This is a genomic window from Enterobacter cloacae complex sp. P38RS, from assembly GCF_014930775.1.
GTDB lineage: Bacteria > Pseudomonadota > Gammaproteobacteria > Enterobacterales > Enterobacteriaceae > Enterobacter > Enterobacter bugandensis.
This window is the reverse complement of record NZ_JADBRS010000010.1, coordinates 16,536-36,756: the sequence shown is the minus strand read 5'-3', so window position 1 is coordinate 36,756 and position 20,221 is coordinate 16,536. Positions and strand designations below refer to the sequence as shown.

General features: G+C 56.1%; 17 protein-coding genes. 9 read left to right on the top strand and 8 right to left on the bottom strand.

Annotated elements, in window-relative coordinates; genetic code table 11:
- Window positions 1-130: 130 nt before the first annotated feature.
- Entirely contained in the window at window positions 131-745 is a 615-nt protein-coding gene (locus IM303_RS14315) for a YagU family protein (protein ID WP_032644925.1), read from the top strand.
- A 46-nt stretch (window positions 746-791) separates the two neighbouring features.
- On the opposite strand, the gene tldD is transcribed toward IM303_RS14315, so the two are convergent.
- The 8 genes from tldD to csrD form a co-directional block, all read right to left on the bottom strand.
- Window positions 792-2,237, bottom strand: a complete 1,446-nt coding sequence (tldD, locus tag IM303_RS14310) for a metalloprotease TldD (protein ID WP_028014602.1) — start codon at window positions 2,235-2,237, stop codon at window positions 792-794.
- An 84-nt stretch (window positions 2,238-2,321) separates the two neighbouring features.
- Window positions 2,322-6,119 carry an AsmA2 domain-containing protein YhdP gene (yhdP, locus tag IM303_RS14305; protein ID WP_193360039.1) on the bottom strand — a complete coding sequence of 1,266 codons (3,798 nt, stop codon included), beginning with the start codon at window positions 6,117-6,119 and terminating at the stop codon, window positions 2,322-2,324.
- Between the two features lie 42 nt (window positions 6,120-6,161).
- A complete protein-coding gene (gene rng / locus IM303_RS14300) occupies window positions 6,162-7,631 on the bottom strand; it encodes a ribonuclease G (protein ID WP_008502847.1) in 1,470 nt (489 codons plus the stop codon).
- Window positions 7,621-8,214, bottom strand: coding sequence for a nucleoside triphosphate pyrophosphatase (locus tag IM303_RS14295; protein WP_041907832.1), 594 nt, complete (start codon window positions 8,212-8,214; stop codon window positions 7,621-7,623). Before IM303_RS14295 ends, rng begins: the two co-directional genes overlap by 11 nt.
- 9 nt (window positions 8,215-8,223) lie before the next feature.
- Window positions 8,224-8,712 carry a rod shape-determining protein MreD gene (mreD, locus tag IM303_RS14290; RefSeq protein ID WP_008502849.1) on the bottom strand — a complete coding sequence of 163 codons (489 nt, stop codon included), beginning with the start codon at window positions 8,710-8,712 and terminating at the stop codon, window positions 8,224-8,226.
- Window positions 8,712-9,728 (bottom strand): rod shape-determining protein MreC, encoded by a 1,017-nt coding sequence (mreC, locus tag IM303_RS14285; RefSeq protein WP_028014605.1) that lies wholly within the window; start codon window positions 9,726-9,728, stop codon window positions 8,712-8,714. Before mreC ends, mreD begins: the two co-directional genes overlap by 1 nt.
- Before the next feature lie 61 nt (window positions 9,729-9,789).
- Complete coding sequence (gene mreB / locus IM303_RS14280) at window positions 9,790-10,833, bottom strand: rod shape-determining protein MreB (protein WP_000913396.1); 1,044 nt, start codon at window positions 10,831-10,833, stop codon at window positions 9,790-9,792.
- 282 nt (window positions 10,834-11,115) lie between these two features.
- A complete protein-coding gene (csrD, locus tag IM303_RS14275; RefSeq protein WP_041907831.1) occupies window positions 11,116-13,056 on the bottom strand; it encodes an RNase E specificity factor CsrD in 1,941 nt (646 codons plus the stop codon).
- A gap of 182 nt (window positions 13,057-13,238) precedes the next feature.
- Here csrD and IM303_RS14270 point away from each other — a divergent pair, with 182 nt between their 5' ends.
- From IM303_RS14270 to panF, 8 genes are all read left to right on the top strand, one after another.
- Window positions 13,239-14,213: an MDR family oxidoreductase gene (locus IM303_RS14270; protein ID WP_041907830.1), complete on the top strand. Its 975-nt coding sequence runs from the start codon at window positions 13,239-13,241 to the stop codon at window positions 14,211-14,213.
- Between the two features lie 77 nt (window positions 14,214-14,290).
- A complete protein-coding gene (gene msrP / locus IM303_RS14265) occupies window positions 14,291-15,292 on the top strand; it encodes a protein-methionine-sulfoxide reductase catalytic subunit MsrP (protein ID WP_028014608.1) in 1,002 nt (333 codons plus the stop codon).
- A complete protein-coding gene (gene msrQ, locus IM303_RS14260) occupies window positions 15,293-15,892 on the top strand; it encodes a protein-methionine-sulfoxide reductase heme-binding subunit MsrQ (RefSeq protein ID WP_028014609.1) in 600 nt (199 codons plus the stop codon).
- Between the two features lie 234 nt (window positions 15,893-16,126).
- Entirely contained in the window at window positions 16,127-16,579 is a 453-nt protein-coding gene (gene aroQ / locus IM303_RS14255) for a type II 3-dehydroquinate dehydratase (RefSeq protein ID WP_028014610.1), read from the top strand.
- 21 nt (window positions 16,580-16,600) lie between these two features.
- Complete coding sequence (accB, locus tag IM303_RS14250) at window positions 16,601-17,062, top strand: acetyl-CoA carboxylase biotin carboxyl carrier protein (RefSeq protein WP_010436174.1); 462 nt, start codon at window positions 16,601-16,603, stop codon at window positions 17,060-17,062.
- A gap of 10 nt (window positions 17,063-17,072) precedes the next feature.
- Window positions 17,073-18,422 carry an acetyl-CoA carboxylase biotin carboxylase subunit gene (gene accC / locus IM303_RS14245; protein ID WP_003860388.1) on the top strand — a complete coding sequence of 450 codons (1,350 nt, stop codon included), beginning with the start codon at window positions 17,073-17,075 and terminating at the stop codon, window positions 18,420-18,422.
- A 109-nt stretch (window positions 18,423-18,531) separates the two neighbouring features.
- Window positions 18,532-18,774 (top strand): YhdT family protein, encoded by a 243-nt coding sequence (locus tag IM303_RS14240; RefSeq protein ID WP_006178860.1) that lies wholly within the window; start codon window positions 18,532-18,534, stop codon window positions 18,772-18,774.
- Window positions 18,764-20,215, top strand: a complete 1,452-nt coding sequence (panF, locus tag IM303_RS14235; protein WP_028014612.1) for a sodium/pantothenate symporter — start codon at window positions 18,764-18,766, stop codon at window positions 20,213-20,215. The genes IM303_RS14240 and panF overlap by 11 nt, the downstream gene beginning before the upstream one ends.
- The last annotated feature ends 6 nt before the right edge of the window (window positions 20,216-20,221 follow it).

Sequence of the window (20,221 nt, the reverse complement as noted above, 5' to 3'; positions counted from 1 at the left end):
ATAGCGAATTGACACTGCCGCCGCCTGCCCTTTACCTTATAAACAGTCTGGCATTCAGACTGTTATTATTTTGTTGCTGATTTGAATAATAAAATGTATTTCGCAGGATGACGTTAAACAAGGAAACGAAATGAATCTATTTGAACAAACACCGCCGTCACGCAGGCGCTACGGACTCGCCGCGTTCATTGGCTTAATTGCAGGAATTGTCTCCGCGTTTGTCAAATGGGGAGCCGAGGTACCACTCCCGCCACGCAGTCCCACCGATTTATTTACCGGCGCATGTGGCCCTGAGCAATTAATAAGAGCCGCAGGACAAATAGATTGCTCCCGCAATTTTTTAAATCCACCCTATGTTTTTTTACGCGACTGGCTGGGCGTAGTTGATCCTAACGCAGCAGTTTATACCTTTGCCGGACATATATTTAACTGGGTCGGCGTAACGCATATTATTTTCTCAATCGTCTTCGCGGTTGGGTATTGTGTCGTTGCTGAAGTCTTCCCGAAAATTAAACTCTGGCAGGGTTTGCTGGCGGGTGCATTGGCACAGCTTTTTGTTCACATGCTCTCCTTCCCGCTGATGGGGCTGACGCCACCGCTGTTTGATCTGCCCTGGTATGAACACGTGTCAGAGATCGTGGGTCATCTGGTCTGGTTCTGGTCGATCGAAATCATTCGACGTGACTTGCGTAACCGCATTACTCACGAGCCGGATCCGGAGATCCCGCTGGGTAACTTACGTTAAAAAAATGGCGCTACATCTGTAGCGCCATTTTTTATGTTTGCTCAGGTCAGGCCGTGCCGCCCACCGTCAGATTATCCACTTTCAGCGTTGGCTGACCCACGCCAACCGGCAGGCTCTGGCCTTCTTTACCGCAGACGCCCACGCCGTTATCCAGCTTCAGATCGTTACCGACCATGGAGATCTGCTGCATGGCTTCAATGCCGGAGCCAATCAGGGTTGCGCCCTTCACCGCTTTGGTCACTTTGCCCTTCTCGATCAGATACGCTTCTGAGGTAGAGAAGACAAACTTACCGGAGGTGATATCCACCTGGCCGCCGCCAAAGTTTGGCGCAAAGATACCGTAATCCACGGATTCGATAATCTCCTGCGGCGTGGATTTGCCCGGCAGCATATAGGTGTTGGTCATGCGCGGCATCGGCAGGTGCGCGTAAGATTCACGGCGGCCGTTACCCGTTGGCGCTACGCCCATCAGGCGCGCGTTGAGTTTGTCCTGCATGTAGCCTTTCAGCACGCCGTTTTCGATCAGCACGTTGTACTGGCCTGGCGTACCTTCATCGTCGATAGAAATCGAGCCGCGGCGGTCAAGCATGGTGCCATCATCCACTACGGTGCAAAGTTCAGAGGAGACGAGCTGTCCGATCTGGCCGCTGAACACGGACGTCCCGCGACGGTTAAAATCGCCTTCCAGACCGTGGCCCACCGCTTCGTGCAGCAGCACGCCCGGCCAGCCTGCGCCCAGCACCACCGGGAATGTCCCGGCCGGCGCCGCAACAGCATTAAGATTCACCAGCGCCATGCGCACGGCTTCTTTAGCCCACGCGTCAGCGCGCGCTTCGCCGTCAACATCACCCAGGAACCAGTCATAGCCGAAACGACCGCCGCCGCCGCTTGAGCCGCGCTCGCGTTTGCCGTTGTCATCGACCTGCACGCTGATGGAGAGACGCACCAGCGGACGCACATCGGCCGCCAGCGTACCGTCCGTTGCCGCCACCAGAATCAGTTCATACACACCGCTCAGGCTGGCGGAGACTTCCTGAACACGTTTGTCGGCGGCGCGCGCCACTTTGTCCACGCGGCGCAGGATGTCCAGCTTCTCTTCACGGCTCATGCTCTGCAGCGGGTCGATGCTGGTATAAAGCGCGGAGTGCTGCACTTCACCCAGGGTTTTCACGCGACCGTCGCCGGCATCGCGCACAATGGTACGCGCGGCCTGAGCGCTCTGCTCAAGCGCGGCCAGGCTAATCTGGTCGGCATAGGCAAAACCGGTTTTTTCGCCGCTGATGGCGCGCACGCCGACGCCCTGGTCAATGTTATATGAGCCATCTTTGATGATGCTGTCTTCTAAAACCCAGGATTCGTGATAGCTCGACTGGAAATAGAGATCGCCGTAGTCGAGACGGCGTTCGGTCAGTTGACCAAGAATGGAGAACAGGTCCTGATGGCTCAGGCCGTTCGCTGCGAGCAAATGTTCACTTACCAGGTTCAGACTCATCGTATTGCTACTCGTTCGTTGCCGCCCGTGGCGGTATAAAGATCGTATTTATTGAGAGTGAGGCAATTACCAGCCCACGTCAAATCATTGCTGTGCATCTTTGCGCGGCTGGCGCAGCACCTCGTTAATCTGCGGTTTATCCACCGGACCGGTAATGCGGTAGCGCAGAATGGAGACCTTGCTCCACAGCGGCCCCAGCACTTTACTGGCGGCAAACACCGCCGCACCGACAATCGGGTTAACCACAAAGGCCGCCGCCACGCCCACGCTGGCGGAAATTTCCGGCGCCACCACGGCTTCCATATCCAGCTCGCGACGCACGAGGTTGACCGAGCCTTTCATGGCGATGTCCGCTTCCAGCCCATCCACCAGCGTGTCGTCCGTGTGCAGAACGCCGTCCTTGATCCACGCCGTACTGCGGATGGAATCGTAATAGAAACCTTCGCTGAAGGTGTCGCTGAAATCGAAGCGCAGCTTGCGCAGCAGCGCATCAAAGCTGAGGAGGCGCAGGATCTGCCCGGCGCGCCCCGTGCTCACATCGGCGATTTCACCTTTGCCAAAGTGTGTTTTCAGAATACCGTTCAATGACGCTTCGTCCGGTGTCCACGGCGCGGCACGCCAGTGAAGATCGTAATTAACGTTAAACGAGGAGCCGCGCAGCGGCGTGCTGATGCCAAAGAAGTTGGCTGCCGCATCCAGCTTGTTGCCTTTAATGTCGCCCTTCAGGGACGTGCGCTGCTCGCCCGGGTTATTCACCCACTCTCCACCCGCCGTCATGCGGCCAAAGCCGGTGTCGATCAATCCGCCGGAGAGCTTGAGCGTATTCCCCTGGATGGCAAAATCACCGTCGATACGGCCATATTTTTGCCCCCACAGCCAGCACTCCGCGCAGCGCAGCTGCAGATCGGGCCAGCCGCTAAAATCGACGCGGGTAGTATTACTCAGCGGCGATGTATTCGCCGGTTTATCTTTATTCGCGGCAGCCGGGTTGTAGTAGAGATAGCGGATCGCTGCCTGCCACGGCGCGTTATTGCGCATGGTCAGCGTGCCGTTGATCTCCCGGCCCTGCGCCTCCACTTTTGAGCCGTTAGCGGTTGGCTGGGAGACAATGCTCAGATTGTTCCACTGCTGTCCGCCCAGCATCAGCGACGGCGTGCGTACGGTAATGGTCTGCGGGAACTGGGCGGCCTCATCAACGTTTTGCCCAACGCCTTTCTGGAAGAGCGCCAGCCACTCCGCGCCGTCCATCGGCGGGAGATTCAGCTCAACGCCCGCATGCTCAGGCAACGGCGGCGTGGTTTTGCTGTCCGTCGTCCAGATGGCTCTGTCGAGGGTAAGCTTGCGGTTAAGCAGCCAGCGGCTGTTAAAGTGGTTCGTTCCGCCCGCACTTCCGGTCAGCGCGAAGCTGTCCAGATTGCCATCCACGTTAAGCTTCACCGGCAGCGGCTGTCCGGCCTGTTTATCCAGCGGCGCAGGCAGCTGGCTTTGAAGATTCTTCAGGTCACCCGTAATGTCGACCTTATAGTGTGCACCCGCGTGATAAGGCAGGTCGATTGCCACTTTGCCCTGCCAGGCGACCGCGCCCGCTACTGACGCCTCAATCGGCTTCGGCAGGACGTCCATACGCGACGGCTGCCAGTTGCCGTCCAGATTAACGGCCACCTGATAAGCCTTTTGCCCCTCGGCTGTTGAGAAGTCGATATTCACCGGCTGATTAAACCAGCTGGCGGTCAGCGGTTCGCTTTTCAAATTACCGTTCACAAAGCTGAACTGTCCGCTGAGGTCTTTCAGGGTGCTATCAAGCGGTTTAATGTACAGGCTGTTGTTCTTCAGACGGACGTCACCTTTGGCGGTGGTCATTTCACCGTCCAGCGGGATATCAAGATGTAAGCGAGCATTCACATCGCCATCGAGCTGGAGCTGCTGAAGGGTCGCCGCCAGCGACTCTTTGAGTGGCGTCTCCTCAAAGTACGGCCCCACCGCTTTCCCCGGGCCGTTGATGTCGGCATCAATCAGCAGCTTCTCTTTTGAGTAGTCTGGGATGTTGGCCGTCAGGTTGCTGGCCGTTACGCCTCCCAGCGCAACGCTGTCCGCCTTCATCCATAATCCGTCGTTGAGGAAGTTAAGCTCGATATCCAGGTTTTTCAGCGCGGGCCAGCCCGGCTGGAACGCGAAGGTGGCGTCGTGCAGCGGCACCAGCACCTGGAACTGCCCCTCATTATGTTTGTACGGGAAAAGATGCGGGTTACCGCCGTAGACCAGCGTGGCGTTTTCCGCCTGACCGCCCTGAATTGCGCCGCTCAGATAGTCGACCAGCGCTTTACCCATCAGATTTTCAGGGAAATATCGCCAGGCCTGAGAACCGTCATCGGTACTGATCCCGGCCAGAATGCCCAGCCACGGTTCGTCGCCCTGCGGCTGTAAATAGCGGAAGTCACCCCGCGCGTGTACCGCTTTGGCTTTGACGTCGATATGGCGACCATCAAGCTGGAAGCCCTTATCGTTACGGAGCCAGTTAAGCACCGCGCTGCCCTGTTCAATTTCCAGTGGCGCGCGGAAGACCGTCTCGTACGGCATTTTAGCGTTGTGCATATCGGCCGTGAGCCTGCCGTTCTCCACGCTGCCTTCCAGCTTGCCGCTGAAATGCTCCGCGCCCGGCAGCATCTTCCACTGCTTCCAGGCAAGATCTTTCCACGTTGCCTGGAAACGGGTTTTTTCCGTCGCCTGAAGCGGGATATCCAGCGCCAGAGAATCAATTTTTCCGCTCGGCTGCGTTGCCAGCCAGATCTCGCCCAGGTCCGAAGAGAGCTTTGCCGCCATGGAGCGCAGGCCTTCAATGGCCGCCAGATCCAGGTTACTGGCGCGGATGCGCAGCTCATCGCTGCGTTTACTCGCCGCGCCGCCCACGTCCTGCTCCGGCATCCAGGCCAGCGTCAACGCACCGCGCGGCCACGGCTTGCCGTCCATCGTGATGCGCGTATCCGGGATGGCGAACTGCCAGCCCTCTTTTTCCTGCGTCACGTGCGCGGTGAGGTTATCGACGGAAAGCTGATGCTGCTGTCTTTCACCCTTCCAGCTCGCGCCCCCTTGCTTCAGCCAGATATCGCCGCTGGCAAATTTCCCTTTCGTCAGGGTCATCCAGCCCTCAAGGCTGAAACGGGCGGTTTCCAGCTGCATGTTTTGCTGCAGCCAGTCGCCGAGCCAGGGCTTTACATCCACATCGTCGGCCTGCAGCCAGACTTTGCCGTTGTTTAACAGGCCGTCATCGTCACGCAAGTCCATACGCACCTGCATGACGCCGTGCTGGCCGTTCAGGCTGGAAAGATTGACCTGCCCTTCGGCGCGGTGTCGATCCTTGCCGTTAAGCCAGGTCAGCTGCGGGATCGCCAGTTCGGCGCGCTGGCCAGAAAGGGTAATAAAGCTCACTTCGCTGTCGCGCAGATCGAAATGATCGAACTGGCGGAGGAAGAGATCGCTGAAGCGGTTGGCTTCCAGGCCCTGATTGTTATCACCGCCAGTCAGCGGCGTATTGGTCAGAAACTGGAGTTGATAAAAGGTGAGATCGCGAAACTGCCAGCGCAGATGCAGCAGGCTTTGCCAGACGTCCAGCGCCAGGGTTACGCGTTTGATTTTGAGATGACCGCCATCTTTCAGGCTGGCGTTGATGTCACGGACATCCAGCGTCGGGCCAAAATTCTGCCAGCTGGCGCTAACCTGGCTTACGTCGACCGGTACGCCGGTGGTGGATTCGATTTTCGCCAGCAGCTGCGGACGCCAGCTGTCCAGATGCGGTAAAACGAGGCGTAGCCCGCTCACGAGCAACGCGACAATCACGACCAGCGTTGCCCCTGTAAGCACTAAAATCCCCGGCAATCGCCTCACGCATCTCTCCTTGTCAGCTTTCGTCACGCAGCGTACTGCGTTTTACATCATTACGACGTCAAACTGCTCCTGGTTATAGAGCGGTTCAATTTGTACTTTTACCTGTTTGCCGACAAAGATTTCCACTTCCGCCAGCGCGTGCGACTCTTCGCCTTTCAGGGCTTCAGCCACCGCAGGGGAAGCATAGACCAGAAAACGATCGGAGTCGTAGGCATGATGGACACGGACAATTTCACGCATGATCTCGTAGCAGACCGTCTCCACCGTCTTTACCGTTCCGCGTCCATGGCAGGTTGGACACTCATTACACAGGACATGTTCCACGCTTTCGCGGGTCCGTTTCCGGGTCATTTCCACCAGGCCGAGCTGCGAGAAGCCATTGATGCTGGTCTTCACGCGATCTTTACTCAGCGCCTGCTCCAGCGAGTGCAGCACACGACGACGATGGTCTTCATTACTCATATCGATAAAGTCGATGATGATAATGCCGCCGAGGTTGCGCAGACGAAGCTGACGCGCAATCGCCTGCGTGGCTTCGATGTTGGTGTTGAAGATGGTGTCGTCCAGATTGCGATGACCGACAAACGCGCCGGTGTTGATATCGACGGTGGTCATCGCTTCGGTCTGATCGATGATCAGATAGCCGCCGGACTTCAGTTCAACCTTACGCTCCAGGGCTCGCTGGATCTCGTTTTCGACATCATAGAGATCGAAGATCGGCTGACGCCCGGTGTAATGCTCCAGCAGGCCCGGCATTTCCGGGATGTATTCAGCGGTAAACTCCAGCAGCGCTTCATACGTCAGGCGAGAATCCACGCGGATGCGGTCGAGTTGCGCGTCGGCAAAATCACGCAGCACGCGCTGCGCAAGCGCCAGCTCACCGTACAGCTGGTAGCGAGTCTGGTTGCGTTTTTTACGCTCCATCACTTTGGTCCAGACGCGCTTCAGGTAAGCCGCATCCGACGCCAGGTCTTCTTCGCTGATCCCTTCTGCAGCGGTACGGATAATAAACCCGCCCTGTTCATCGCAGTAGGCGCTGACCACTTTCTTCAGCCGCTCGCGCTCGCTTTCGCTCTCAATACGCTGCGAAACGCCCACGTGCGATGCGCCGGGCATAAAGACCAGATAGCGGGAAGGTAAGGTAATGTCGGTGGTCAGACGGGCACCTTTGGTGCCAAGGGGATCTTTCACCACCTGCACCATTAAGTCCTGGCCCTGACGCACCAGCTCGGAAATGTCGCGCACGGCAAACTGCTTTTGCTCTTCGCCCGCGACGCACTCGGTGTGCGGCATGATGTCGGAGGCATGTAAAAATGCCGCCTTATCCAGTCCAATATCTACAAAAGCCGCCTGCATACCCGGCAGTACACGACTGACACGACCTTTGTAGATATTGCCTACTATTCCGCGCCGCGCTTCACGCTCAATATGAATTTCCTGAAGAATGCCACCGTCAATATAGGCCACACGGGTTTCCGATGGCGTTACGTTTACCAACAATTCAGCCGTCATAATTATCCCTTCCCTCACGCAGTGAGTTAAAATTGCTCAGCAACTCATACGTTTCCACCAGCGGTAAGCCGACTACGGCGTGATAGCTGCCATTAATCTTCCTGACAAAACAGCCACCCAACCCTTGAATACCGTATGCACCTGCTTTATCCATCGGTTCACCGCTGGCAATATAAGCGGCGATCTCGTCGTCGGTAATCACTCTGAACGTGACATCCGTAACCACCAGGCAATCCAGCACGTGCTGGCTGTCCGCCAGCGCGACGGCCGTCATCACCTGGTGCGTTTGCCCGGACATCTTGCGCAGCATGCGCGCCGCATGGCCAGCGTCATGCGGTTTCTCGAGGACTTCACCGTTAAGGATAACGATGGTATCTGCTCCCAGCACGGGCAGATCGCGCGGCACACAGGCCACGCCCGCCTGCGCTTTCTCGCGTGCCAGGCGAGACACGTACTGCTGAGCACTTTCGCCCTCAGCACGTTTTTCTTCAATGCCGGTCACGATGCGTTCAAAAGAGACCCCTAACTGCGTCAGGAGTTCCTGACGGCGCGGGGAGCCGGAAGCAAGATACAGAGACGTCATAGAAACCTTTTATTGCACAGCAAACTGCTGGCGAACCTTACGCATCAGCAGGAATAGCCACGGCCAGAGCACACCGTTTACTACACTACTCCAGAACACTTCCGGTCGGAAAGAGACGTTGATCACTAAAAACTCTGCCCAGAAAACAACGATATCCGCAGCAAGCGACAACAGCATCACGACCAGGGCCTGTTGCCAGAGCGCGAGGTTACGGAAGAGCTGGAATTTCAGTGCGACGAGGTACGCAATAATGCTCATGGACAGGGCGCGCACGCCCAGCGTAGAGCCACTAATGAGATCCAGTATGGCACCCATCACAAAACCCGTGCCGACATTTACGCGATGCGGCAGGGCAAGGATCCAGTAAAGTAAAATGAGCAAGACCCAGTTTGGCCGGAAAACGAGAATGTTATCCGGCCAGGGCATAATCTGCAGCAACAGTGCAATGAGGAACGAGAGCCAGATGACCCAGCGTCCCTGGCTACGATAGCTTGCCACTACTGCCCTCCCGAAGAGAGTTTAGGCGGTGGCGGCGCATCAGGCTGCGGCTGCGTTAACCCGGTTGCCGGCGCAGGCACGGGCGCAGGCGGCCCCATAGAGTCCGCTGGCGGAAGAACCTGCGGCATCATCTGCATCAGGCGTTCGTTCGCCACGCGATGCACCTCTTCAGGCGTCATCGGGTTAGCACCGTTACGATCGGCACCCCAGAGCAGCAGCAGGTAGCGCAGACGCTGTAAACCGGCGGTTGGACGGGCCTGAATCACGGTGTATGCACGCTGCGTATCCAGCTTAACCGAAGAGACCACCGCAACCGGGTAACCTTCAGGGAAGCGTCCACCGAGACCGGACGTCACCAGCACGTCGCCGACACGGATGTCCGTGTTAGCAGGCAGATGTTCCAGCTGCAGATCGTCCGTGCAGCCGTTACCGGCCGCAATCACGCGGATATCGTTACGCAGGACCTGGATCGGCAGCGCGTGGGTGGCGTCGCAAATCAGCAGCACACGGCTGGTCAGTTTGGCGACAGCAACGACCTGGCCTACTACGCCCTTATCACTGATGACGGGCTGACCTTCATACACCCCGTTCACGCTCCCTTTGTCGATCACAACCTGATCGCTGTAAGGGTCGTTCACGGTGGAGATCACCTGGGTAACCATCTTCTGCTCGTCCTGACGCAGCGGCGAGCCGAGCAGTTCACGCAGACGCGCGTTTTCCTGCTTGTATTGCCCCAGCATCAGCAGTTCGCTGTTTTTCAGCAGCAGTTCCTGGCGTAATGCCCGGTTTTCAAGTTCGAGCTGGTCTCGTGAAGACAGCGTTTGAGAAACGGAGTCGAGCAGTTCACGGGGACCATTTGATATAAAGTAGAAAGGACTGACGGCGGTATCCATGTACGTTCGGATCTGGCTGAACGTACCGAGGCGGCTATCGGCAATAATGACGCCAAGCGCAACCAGAACCGCCAGAATGAGGCGAAACTGTAGCGATGGGCCACGGCTAAAAATTGGCTTCATAGGCTATGCGTATTCTCGTGTCAGAGAGAAAGGGTAGCGATTCGCTACCCTTTCACCATGACTACTCTTCGCTGAACAAGTCGCCGCCGTGCATGTCGATCATTTCCAGCGCCTTGCCACCACCGCGGGCGACGCAAGTCAGTGGATCTTCTGCAACTACGACAGGAATACCTGTCTCTTCCATCAACAGGCGGTCGAGGTTACGCAGCAGCGCACCACCACCGGTCAGAACCATACCGCGCTCGGAGATGTCGGACGCCAGCTCTGGTGGGCACTGTTCCAGCGCAACCATTACCGCGCTCACGATGCCCGTCAGTGGTTCCTGCAGTGCTTCCAGAATTTCGTTGGAGTTCAGGGTAAAGCCGCGTGGAACACCTTCCGCCAGGTTACGGCCACGCACTTCGATCTCACGCACTTCATCGCCCGGATACGCAGAACCGATTTCGTGTTTGATACGCTCTGCGGTGGCTTCACCGATCAGAGAGCCGTAGTTACGGCGCACGTAATTGATGATGGCTTCATCGAAGCGGTCACCACCGATACGTACGGAGGAGGAGTACACCACGCCGTTCAGTGAGATAACGGCCACTTCAGTGGTACCACCACCGATATCCACCACCATAGAACCGGTGGCTTCAGAAACAGGCAGACCCGCACCGATTGCCGCAGCCATTGGCTCTTCAATCAGGAACACTTCACGTGCGCCTGCACCCTGGGCAGATTCACGGATTGCGCGACGTTCTACCTGGGTTGCGCCAACCGGCACACACACCAGAACACGCGGGCTTGGGCGCATGAAGCTGTTGCTGTGAACCTGCTTGATGAAGTGCTGAAGCATTTTTTCAGTCACGAAGAAATCAGCGATAACGCCGTCTTTCATTGGGCGAATAGCGGCGATGTTGCCAGGGGTACGACCCAGCATCTGCTTCGCGTCATGACCCACTGCGGCCACGCTTTTCGGCGAGCCTGCACGATCCTGACGAATGGCCACAACAGAAGGCTCATTCAATACGATGCCTTGTCCTTTTACATAAATAAGGGTATTCGCGGTACCCAGGTCAATGGACAGGTCATTGGAAAACATGCCACGAAATTTTTTCAACATACTAAGGGATAATCCTGAAAGCTGGGGCGGAAAACAAAATCCGCTTACTTTACCAACCACACGCAGCAGCGACAAGGCGCAAAAATCATCTGCAACGGTGAAAATTTGTGCAGTACGTTTCCTGTTGTTACAAATTCATCCCCTGACTCCCTCAGGGCTGAGTAAACAGTCGTGTTCCTCACTGATATTTGTAACCCATTAAAGGTCGTTCACTGGCTTTTTGCTCGACATACTCAAAGCTACAGGCGCGATATTCTACGTGAAAACAACGTAAACGGCAGGTCAAACAGAGTATCTTTGCAAATATTTTTTCACGTTGGTGTCAAGCGGCTGAGAGGCGGCAAAAAAATCGCCCTGACCGCCCGTCACTCCGCGCTCTGTTAACATCTGCCATTCGCCTCTGGAGCGCACGCCTGCGGCAAATACCTGTGTTCGCGTTCCCTTACACGCTTCAACCAGACTCTGAACCAGCAGCTGGTTTTCCGTGCGCTTCTCAATATTCCTTACCAGCCCCGGATGTAGCTTTAATAGCTCCACATCCAGCTCCTTGATCCAACTGGTACTGACCAGCGTTAAACCCGCCTGCGTTACCGCGACACGGGCACCGAGCGCGTTGATCAAACGGACCACCGGACGCAACCGGCTGATGTGTTGACCCACATCCGCCTCAGCAAGTTCAAAAATAATGCGTTTGCGTTGCGATTTTTCGCATTGCATTAATGTATCACGCAGCCAGCGCTGAAAACGCGGGCGTATTAATGACTCAACGGTAACCTGTAACGCCAGATTCTCTTCAGGCCAGAATGATAAAAATGGAATCAAGCGTGTAATTTGCTGGCGGTCATACTCTTCGGAGAGCCCAAATTGCAGAACCATCGGCAGATATTCCGCAGAAATAACCTCTTCCGTCCCGTCGAAAATACGGCACATCAATTCCCGGTGGTGGACAAAACCGTTCTTCATGACCGCCGGTTTTTGATAAATACGCGGCCCGCCGCGACTCAGCATTTGCTCAATCAAAGTACGCCAGCGCACGTTTCCACGCCCCTTTTCAGGCAGCGAATCATCATAGACCGCCCATCCGTTCGCCCCTTGCAATACCGCGTTGCGGGTGGCCGCTTCCGCATGCTCCATCACCTGCTCTGTCGACTGTCCGCCGCGCCAGGCGCAAATCCCCATATGGACCATATCGTCTCTGTCGAGCATTTTGCTCTGCGGCAGCGCGTCGACGGCCTTAAGTAGCTGGCTGGCAATGCTTTCTGATTCCTTCAGCGTGCGATGCGGCAGCAATACGGCAAAGTCACTGCGGTGGTAGCGGGCCAGCAGCGCCCCCGGATAGCGCATAATAAAGGTGGAGAGCAGGTTGATCAGCGTAAAGAGATTTTCTTCCGCCGCCCGCTGCCCCCATGTGTCGCGCAGCAGATCGAAATCGGGCAGGCGAATCATCATCACCACCCCGTGCGTGCCCACTTTTTCCGGGTCGTCGAGCAGCGTGGCGAGTTGATTGTCAAAGAAAAGGCGGTTGTTCAGGCCGGTTTTATTATCCTGCGCGGCATAAGAGCGGATCAGCGTATCCATTCGGCTGCGCTGGTCGCTGGCAAACTGGATCTCTGAGAGCAGCGTATCCAGCGCGCTGCTGGCGCGTGAGGGCCATTCATGGACCGAGCCGCGAACCTGCGGGCCGCGTTCACCGTTCAGGATACGCACGGAGCGGATCTCCAGCAGTTCCTGGCCTGAAAGCTGGCGGCGCAGCCAGCGGACCGCGAGAAAAATCAGCAAAATAATGAAGGCGACGGCAACAGTGAGCGGCGCGGTGGTCATCATAGAACGGAAATAGCTGGCCATCGGATCGAGGTAGACCATGTGTATGGTCATCCCCGGATTTTTGAGGGAGTGTACCGTTACTTCCCGATACTGACTCACCACGCCCGCAGGTCGATAGCTGTCCTGTCGTTCATGGCTTAAAACCGGATGCTTTCCCTGCTGGATGTCGACCTGAATAATATCAACCGGCACCATCAACTCATCCAGCTCCCGGGATAGCTCAGGAAGTGGAGTGGTCAACAGACGCGTATCAATGACCGACGCAACGGACTGCACCCGGTTGACCAGTTTGTCCTGAATGGCGTTATAAAAGCTCAGAGAGCAACCAAGAAGCGTGACAAAGATGGTAAGCCCCGTCAGCAGGGTGATAAAAGCCGAGAACTTCGTCGTTAATCGCATCCTTGAGATTACTCCGTGGGTTGATGGGGTAGCGAGTAAGCGCTAACTTGCATTTCAAATGCGGCATACTACCAAACCTGGCGTATCTGGCAATTTATTGCGTTAAATCGGCATTGCTTTACCCTGAGCGAGTATAGTCTTCAGGAACTCTTTTCCAATCATCTGAGCCGTGAGGACCCCGTATGCAGGCTTTAATCTTAGAACAGCAGGACGGCAAAACGCTTGCCTCAGTACAGGCCGTAGAAGAGACTCGCCTGCCGGAAGGCGACGTCACCGTCGACATCGACTGGTCCAGTTTAAATTATAAAGATGCGCTGGCGATCACCGGCAAGGGTAAAATCATCCGAAATTTCCCTATGGTGCCGGGTATTGATTTTGCTGGCCGGGTTCATAGCAGCGAAGATCCCCGTTTTCATGCGGGCCAGCAGGTGCTGCTCACCGGCTGGGGCGTGGGCGAAAATCACTGGGGCGGGCTGGCAACGCAGGCGCGCGTGAAGGGCGACTGGCTGGTGCCTATGCCGAAAGGCATAGATGGTCGCAAAGCGATGATCGTTGGTACCGCAGGCTTTACCGCCATGCTGTGCGTGATGGCGCTGGAAGAGGCGGGTGTTCGCCCCGAGTCGGGTGAAATTGTTGTGACCGGGGCCAGCGGTGGCGTGGGCAGCACGGCGGTCACGCTGCTGCACAAGCTGGGTTATCAGGTTGCGGCGGTTTCCGGCCGTGAAAGCACGCATGATTATCTGCGCCAGCTCGGCGCCAGCCGCATTCTTGGCCGCGATGAGTTTGCCGAGACCCGCCCGCTGGAAAAACAGGTCTGGGCAGGTGCGGTGGATACCGTCGGTGACAAGGTGCTTGCAAAAGTCCTGGCGCAGATGAACTACGGCGGCTGCGTGGCAGCCTGCGGCCTGGCGGGCGGATTTGCCCTGCCAACGACCGTCATGCCATTTATTCTGCGTAACGTCCGCCTGCAGGGCGTGGATTCCGTGATGACGCCTGCGGCTCGCCGTGCAGAGGCATGGGAGCGTCTGGTGCGCGATTTGCCGGAATCGTTCTATACCCAGAGCGCTACCGAAATTACGCTCAGCCAGGCACCTGAATATGCCAGTAAGATCATGGATAACCAGTTCCACGGCCGCGCGCTGGTGAAAATCGCCTAATCTTCAAATTTTCGTGACATATTCGCGCTAACGCTTCTCCTCCGTCATGCTTAGAAAAACGCATGACGGAGGATGCCATGAAAAACCGAAAACTGACGGAAGCCGACGTAACGTCTGAGTCTGTCTTTATGTTACAGCGCCGCCAGATCCTGAAAATGCTTGGCATCAGCGCCACGGCACTGACGCTCTCTCCAGCGGCACACGCCGACCTGCTCGACTGGTTTAAAGGCAACGATCGCCCTAAGGCGCCTTCCGGTGCCCCGCTTACCTTTACCAAACCCGCAGAATGGCAAAACACGCTGGCGCTCACGCCGGAAGATAAAGTCACCGGCTACAACAACTTCTACGAATTTGGTCTGGATAAAGCCGATCCTGCCGCCAATGCCGGCAGCATGAAAACCGATCCGTGGACGCTGAAAATCGACGGTGAAGTGGCAAAACCTCTGACGCTGGATCATCACGATCTGACCACCCGCTTCCCGCTTGAAGAGCGTATCTATCGCATGCGCTGCGTAGAGGCCTGGTCGATGGTGGTGCCCTGGGTAGGCTTCCCGCTGCATAAGCTACTGGCGATGGTTGAACCCACCAGCAACGCAAAATACGTCGCCTTCCAGACGCGCTACGCCCCGGACGAGATGCCGGGCCAGAAAGACCGGTTCATCGGCGGCGGGCTGGAGTATCCCTACGTTGAAGGGTTACGTCTTGACGAAGCCATGCATCCCCTTACCCTCCTGACCGTCGGCGTTTACGGCAAGGCGCTTCCGCCGCAGAACGGTGCCCCCATCCGTTTAACCGTGCCGTGGAAATACGGTTTCAAAGGGATTAAATCGATCGTCAGCATTAAGCTGACCCGCGAACGTCCGCCGACGACATGGAACCTGGCGGCGCCGGGTGAATACGGCTTCTTCGCCAACGTGAACCCGCATGTGGATCATCCCCGCTGGTCGCAGGCGACGGAACGCTTTATTGGCTCCGGCGGCGCGCTGGACGTGAAGCGCCAGCCCACGCTGCTGTTTAACGGGTATGCGGATGAAGTGGCGTCCCTTTACCGTGGCCTCAATTTACGGGAGAACTTCTGAGTGCGTTTAACGGCAAAGCAGATTACCTGGCTGAAAGTGCTGCTGCATTTAGCCGGGATACTTCCTTTTATCTGGCTGTTCTGGGCGGCCAGCCAGGGCCTCTTTAGCGCCGATCCGGCAAAGGATATCCAGCATTTTACCGGTCGGATGGCTCTGAAATTTTTGCTGGCCACCTTGCTCGTCTCGCCGCTGGCGCGCTACGCTAAACAGCCATTATTGATACGCACCCGTCGACTTTTGGGGCTATGGTGTTTTGCCTGGGCGACCCTGCACCTCACCAGTTACGCCCTGCTGGAACTGGGAATTAACAATCTGACACTGCTTGGCCGCGAGCTGGTAACACGCCCTTACCTGATGCTGGGCATTGTTAGCTGGCTGATCCTGCTGGCGTTAGCGCTGACATCCACGCAATATGCGCAGCGAAAGCTGGGCCGTCGCTGGCAGTTGCTGCACAACTTCGTCTATCTTGTCGCGATCCTCGCCCCCATTCATTATCTGTGGTCGGTGAAGATCCTCTCTCCGCAGCCGGTCCTTTACGCGCTGGCAGCCGTGGCGCTTTTAGCATGGCGTTACAAGAAGTTCCGCCAGTGGTTGCGATAGTTCGCGAAACTGTGCGTTTTCCCGCAGATTACCTCTCAACCGCAAATCTTTTTTGGATTGCGGTTGATAATCTTCCCTGATAAGACCAGTATTTAGCTGCCAAATGCTACGAAATCGTTATAATGTGCGACCTTGGTTCGCCTGACAGCGGTTTTGGGCCTCTGAAAAGGTGACATTTGCGCTTCGACGGTATATTTTGTTTTTTACCCGACAATCGCAGGAGATAGCGGCATAATGACTGATAAGTTCCACATCTTAGTTTTAAACGGACCGAACCTGAACATGCTCGGCACCCGTGAGCCAGAGAAGTACGGCACGCTGACATTGAGCGAAATTGTTAACCGTCTGAGCACGGAAGCAGCCTCGCTGAATGTGGATTTGGATCATTTTCAGTCAAACGCGGAGTACGCAATCATCGACCGTATTCATCAGGCTAAAGACACTGTGGACTATATCCTGATCAATCCGGCCGCGTTTACGCACACCAGTGTTGCTATCCGCGACGCACTGCTCGCGGTGAGTATCCCGTTTATCGAGATCCACCTGAGTAACGTGCACGCCCGAGAGCCGTTCCGCCACCATTCGTATCTGTCGGATATCGCTGCTGGCGTTATCTGCGGACTGGGCGCAGACGGCTATTCATACGCTTTACAGACAGCGGTAAAACGCTTGTCACAATCACACTAAACAAGAGTACGGAACCCACTCATGGATATTCGTAAGATTAAAAAACTGATCGAGCTGGTTGAAGAATCAGGCATCTCCGAACTGGAAATTTCTGAAGGCGAAGAGTCTGTACGCATCAGCCGTGCAGCCCCAGCCGCTAGCTTCCCGGTAATGCAGCAAGCTTACGCTGCGCCAGTGCAGCAGCCTGCGCTTTCCGCAGCCGTTGCACCAGCAGCTGAAGCCGCACCTGCCGCTGCAGCAGAAATCAGTGGTCACATCGTACGTTCCCCAATGGTTGGTACTTTCTACCGCACCCCGAGCCCGGACGCGAAGGCGTTCATCGAAGTGGGTCAGAAAGTCAACGTAGGCGATACCCTGTGCATCGTTGAAGCGATGAAAATGATGAACCAGATCGAAGCTGACAAGTCAGGTACTGTGAAAGCGATTCTGGTCGAAAGTGGTCAGCCGGTTGAATTTGACGAGCCGCTGGTCGTCATCGAGTAACGAGGCGAACATGCTGGATAAAATTGTTATCGCCAACCGTGGCGAGATTGCACTGCGTATTCTTCGTGCCTGTAAAGAACTGGGCATCAAGACCGTGGCCGTGCACTCAAGCGCGGATCGCGATTTAAAACACGTATTGCTGGCGGATGAGACGGTCTGTATTGGCCCGGCTCCGTCCGTAAAAAGCTATCTGAACATCCCGGCTATCATCAGCGCCGCTGAAATCACCGGCGCGGTGGCAATTCATCCGGGTTACGGCTTCCTCTCTGAGAACGCCAACTTTGCTGAGCAGGTTGAACGCTCAGGCTTTATCTTCATCGGTCCGAAAGCCGACACCATTCGCCTGATGGGCGACAAAGTGTCTGCAATCACCGCAATGAAAAAAGCCGGTGTTCCAACCGTGCCAGGCTCTGACGGCCCTCTGACCGACGACATGGATGCTAACCGTGCTCATGCTAAACGCATTGGCTACCCGGTTATCATCAAGGCGTCCGGCGGCGGCGGCGGTCGCGGTATGCGCGTTGTGCGCAGCGATGCTGAACTGGCGCAGTCCATCTCCATGACCAAAGCGGAAGCGAAAGCGGCTTTCAGCAATGACATGGTGTACATGGAAAAATACCTGGAAAACCCACGCCACATCGAAATTCAGGTGCTGGCTGACGGTCAGGGTAACGCGATCTATCTGGCAGAACGTGACTGCTCCATGCAGCGTCGTCACCAGAAAGTGGTCGAAGAAGCGCCAGCGCCGGGCATTACCCCGGAACTGCGTCGCTACATCGGCGAGCGTTGCGCCAAAGCGTGCGTTGATATCGGCTATCGCGGGGCGGGTACCTTTGAGTTCCTGTTCGAAAACGGCGAGTTCTACTTCATTGAGATGAACACCCGTATTCAGGTTGAACACCCGGTTACCGAAATGATCACCGGCGTTGACCTGATCAAAGAGCAGCTGCGTATCGCAGCCGGTCAGCCTCTGTCCATCAAGCAGGAAGAAGTTGTGGTGAAAGGCCATGCGGTAGAGTGCCGTATCAACGCCGAAGACCCGAACACCTTCCTGCCAAGCCCGGGTAAAATCACGCGTTTCCACGCGCCGGGTGGTTTTGGCGTGCGCTGGGAGTCTCATATCTACGCCGGCTACACCGTACCGCCGTACTATGACTCAATGATCGGCAAGCTCATCTGCTACGGCGAAAACCGTGACGTGGCCATTGCCCGCATGAAGAACGCCCTGCAGGAGCTGATCATCGACGGTATTAAAACCAACGTTGATCTGCAGATGCGTATCATGAGCGACGAGCACTTCCAGAATGGTGGAACGAATATCCACTACCTGGAGAAAAAACTCGGCCTGAACGAGAAGTAAGAGAGCTGTGTTGCTAAAAGGCCGGATTATCCGGCCTTTTTTTATTTCTGGGGATCGCAAAGCCCCATCATGTACAATCCCCGCTTTCTGCATCCACAAGGGACAAAAAATGGACAAACGTTTTGTTCAGGCCCATAAAGAAGCGCGCTGGGCGCTGTGGCTGACCCTTCTCTATCTTGCTGCATGGTTAGTAACTGCTTACTTACCTGACTCCGCTATTGGCATCACCGGCCTGCCGCACTGGTTCGAAATGGCCTGCCTGCTGGTACCGCTGGTGTTTATCCTGCTGTGCTGGGCAATGGTGAAATTCATCTATCGCGATATTCCGCTGGAGGACGATGATGCAGCTTGAAGTCATTCTGCCGCTTGTCGCATACCTGCTGGTCGTGTTTGGTTTATCCATTTACGCCATGCGCAAAAGAACGACCGGTGCTTTTCTGAACGAGTATTTCCTCGGCAGCCGTTCGATGGGCGGCGTTGTGCTGGCAATGACGCTGACCGCGACCTATATCAGCGCCAGCTCGTTTATTGGCGGCCCCGGTGCGGCCTACAAGTACGGGTTAGGCTGGGTACTGCTGGCGATGATCCAGCTGCCTGCCGTCTGGCTCTCCCTCGGTATTCTTGGTAAGAAATTTGCCATTCTGGCGCGCCGCTATAATGCCGTCACGCTCAACGACATGCTGTTTGCCCGTTACCAGAGCCGCTTACTGGTGTGGCTGGCGAGCTTAAGCCTGCTGGTAGCCTTTATTGGCGCGATGACCGTACAGTTTATCGGCGGGGCACGCCTGCTGGAAACGGCGGCCGGGATCCCTTACGAGACAGGCCTGCTTATCTTCGGGGTAAGCATCGCGCTCTATACCGCGTTTGGCGGGTTCCGCGCCAGCGTGCTGAACGATACGCTGCAGGGAATGGTCATGCTCATCGGCACGATTGTTCTGCTGGTGGGGATTGTTCATGCCGCGGGTGGACTCACTCATGCGGTGGAAACCCTGGAAGCGATTGACCCGAAACTGATTTCACCGCAGGGCGCGGATGATATCCTCTCGCCGACCTTTATGACCTCGTTCTGGGTGTTAGTCTGCTTCGGGGTGATTGGTCTGCCGCATACCGCCGTGCGCTGTATCTCCTATAAAGACAGTAAAGCCGTTCACAAGGGCATCATCATCGGGACGATTGTAGTCGCGGTCCTGATGTTTGGTATGCACCTGGCAGGTGCATTAGGGCGCGCGGTGATTCCCGACCTTACCGTGCCGGATCTGGTGATCCCGACGCTGATGGTTAAAGTGCTGCCGCCCTTCGCCGCCGGCATTTTCCTCGCAGCGCCAATGGCCGCCATTATGTCGACCATTAACGCCCAGTTACTGCAAAGTTCCGCTACGATCATTAAAGATCTCTATCTGAACCTGCGCCCTGAGCAGGTTGAAAATGAACGTCGCCTGAAGCGGATGTCTGCCGTCATTACGCTGGTGTTAGGAGCTTTGCTGATGTTAGCTGCATGGCGTCCGCCGGAGATGATCATCTGGCTGAACCTGCTTGCGTTTGGTGGGCTTGAAGCCGTTTTCCTGTGGCCGCTGGTATTAGGTCTTTACTGGGAACGCGCGAACGCTGCAGGCGCGCTGAGCGCGATGATTGTTGGCGGTGTGCTGTATGCCATCCTTGCGACATTTAAGATTCAGTATCTGGGCTTCCATCCGATTGTGCCTTCGTTACTGCTAAGTTTACTGGCGTTTGTGGTGGGGAACCGTTTCGGTCAGCCCGCCCCACAACCCGCTATGATTTCTACTGATAAATAAAGAGTT

Bases quoted from the DNA above. Each gene is read 5' to 3' on its own strand.
- IM303_RS14315 (WP_032644925.1), top strand. From the start codon at position 131: ATGAATCTATTTGAACAAACACCGCCGTCACGCAGGCGCTACGGACTC.
- rng (WP_008502847.1), bottom strand. From the start codon at position 7,631: ATGACGGCTGAATTGTTGGTAAACGTAACGCCATCGGAAACCCGTGTG.
- accB (WP_010436174.1), top strand. From the start codon at position 16,601: ATGGATATTCGTAAGATTAAAAAACTGATCGAGCTGGTTGAAGAATCA.
- IM303_RS14270 (WP_041907830.1), top strand. From the start codon at position 13,239: ATGCAGGCTTTAATCTTAGAACAGCAGGACGGCAAAACGCTTGCCTCA.
- msrP (WP_028014608.1), top strand. From the start codon at position 14,291: ATGAAAAACCGAAAACTGACGGAAGCCGACGTAACGTCTGAGTCTGTC.
- csrD (WP_041907831.1), bottom strand. From the start codon at position 13,056: ATGCGATTAACGACGAAGTTCTCGGCTTTTATCACCCTGCTGACGGGG.
- tldD (WP_028014602.1), bottom strand. From the start codon at position 2,237: ATGAGTCTGAACCTGGTAAGTGAACATTTGCTCGCAGCGAACGGCCTG.
- IM303_RS14240 (WP_006178860.1), top strand. From the start codon at position 18,532: ATGGACAAACGTTTTGTTCAGGCCCATAAAGAAGCGCGCTGGGCGCTG.
- mreB (WP_000913396.1), bottom strand. From the start codon at position 10,833: ATGTTGAAAAAATTTCGTGGCATGTTTTCCAATGACCTGTCCATTGAC.
- aroQ (WP_028014610.1), top strand. From the start codon at position 16,127: ATGACTGATAAGTTCCACATCTTAGTTTTAAACGGACCGAACCTGAAC.
- panF (WP_028014612.1), top strand. From the start codon at position 18,764: ATGCAGCTTGAAGTCATTCTGCCGCTTGTCGCATACCTGCTGGTCGTG.
- mreC (WP_028014605.1), bottom strand. From the start codon at position 9,728: ATGAAGCCAATTTTTAGCCGTGGCCCATCGCTACAGTTTCGCCTCATT.
- accC (WP_003860388.1), top strand. From the start codon at position 17,073: ATGCTGGATAAAATTGTTATCGCCAACCGTGGCGAGATTGCACTGCGT.
- IM303_RS14295 (WP_041907832.1), bottom strand. From the start codon at position 8,214: ATGACGTCTCTGTATCTTGCTTCCGGCTCCCCGCGCCGTCAGGAACTC.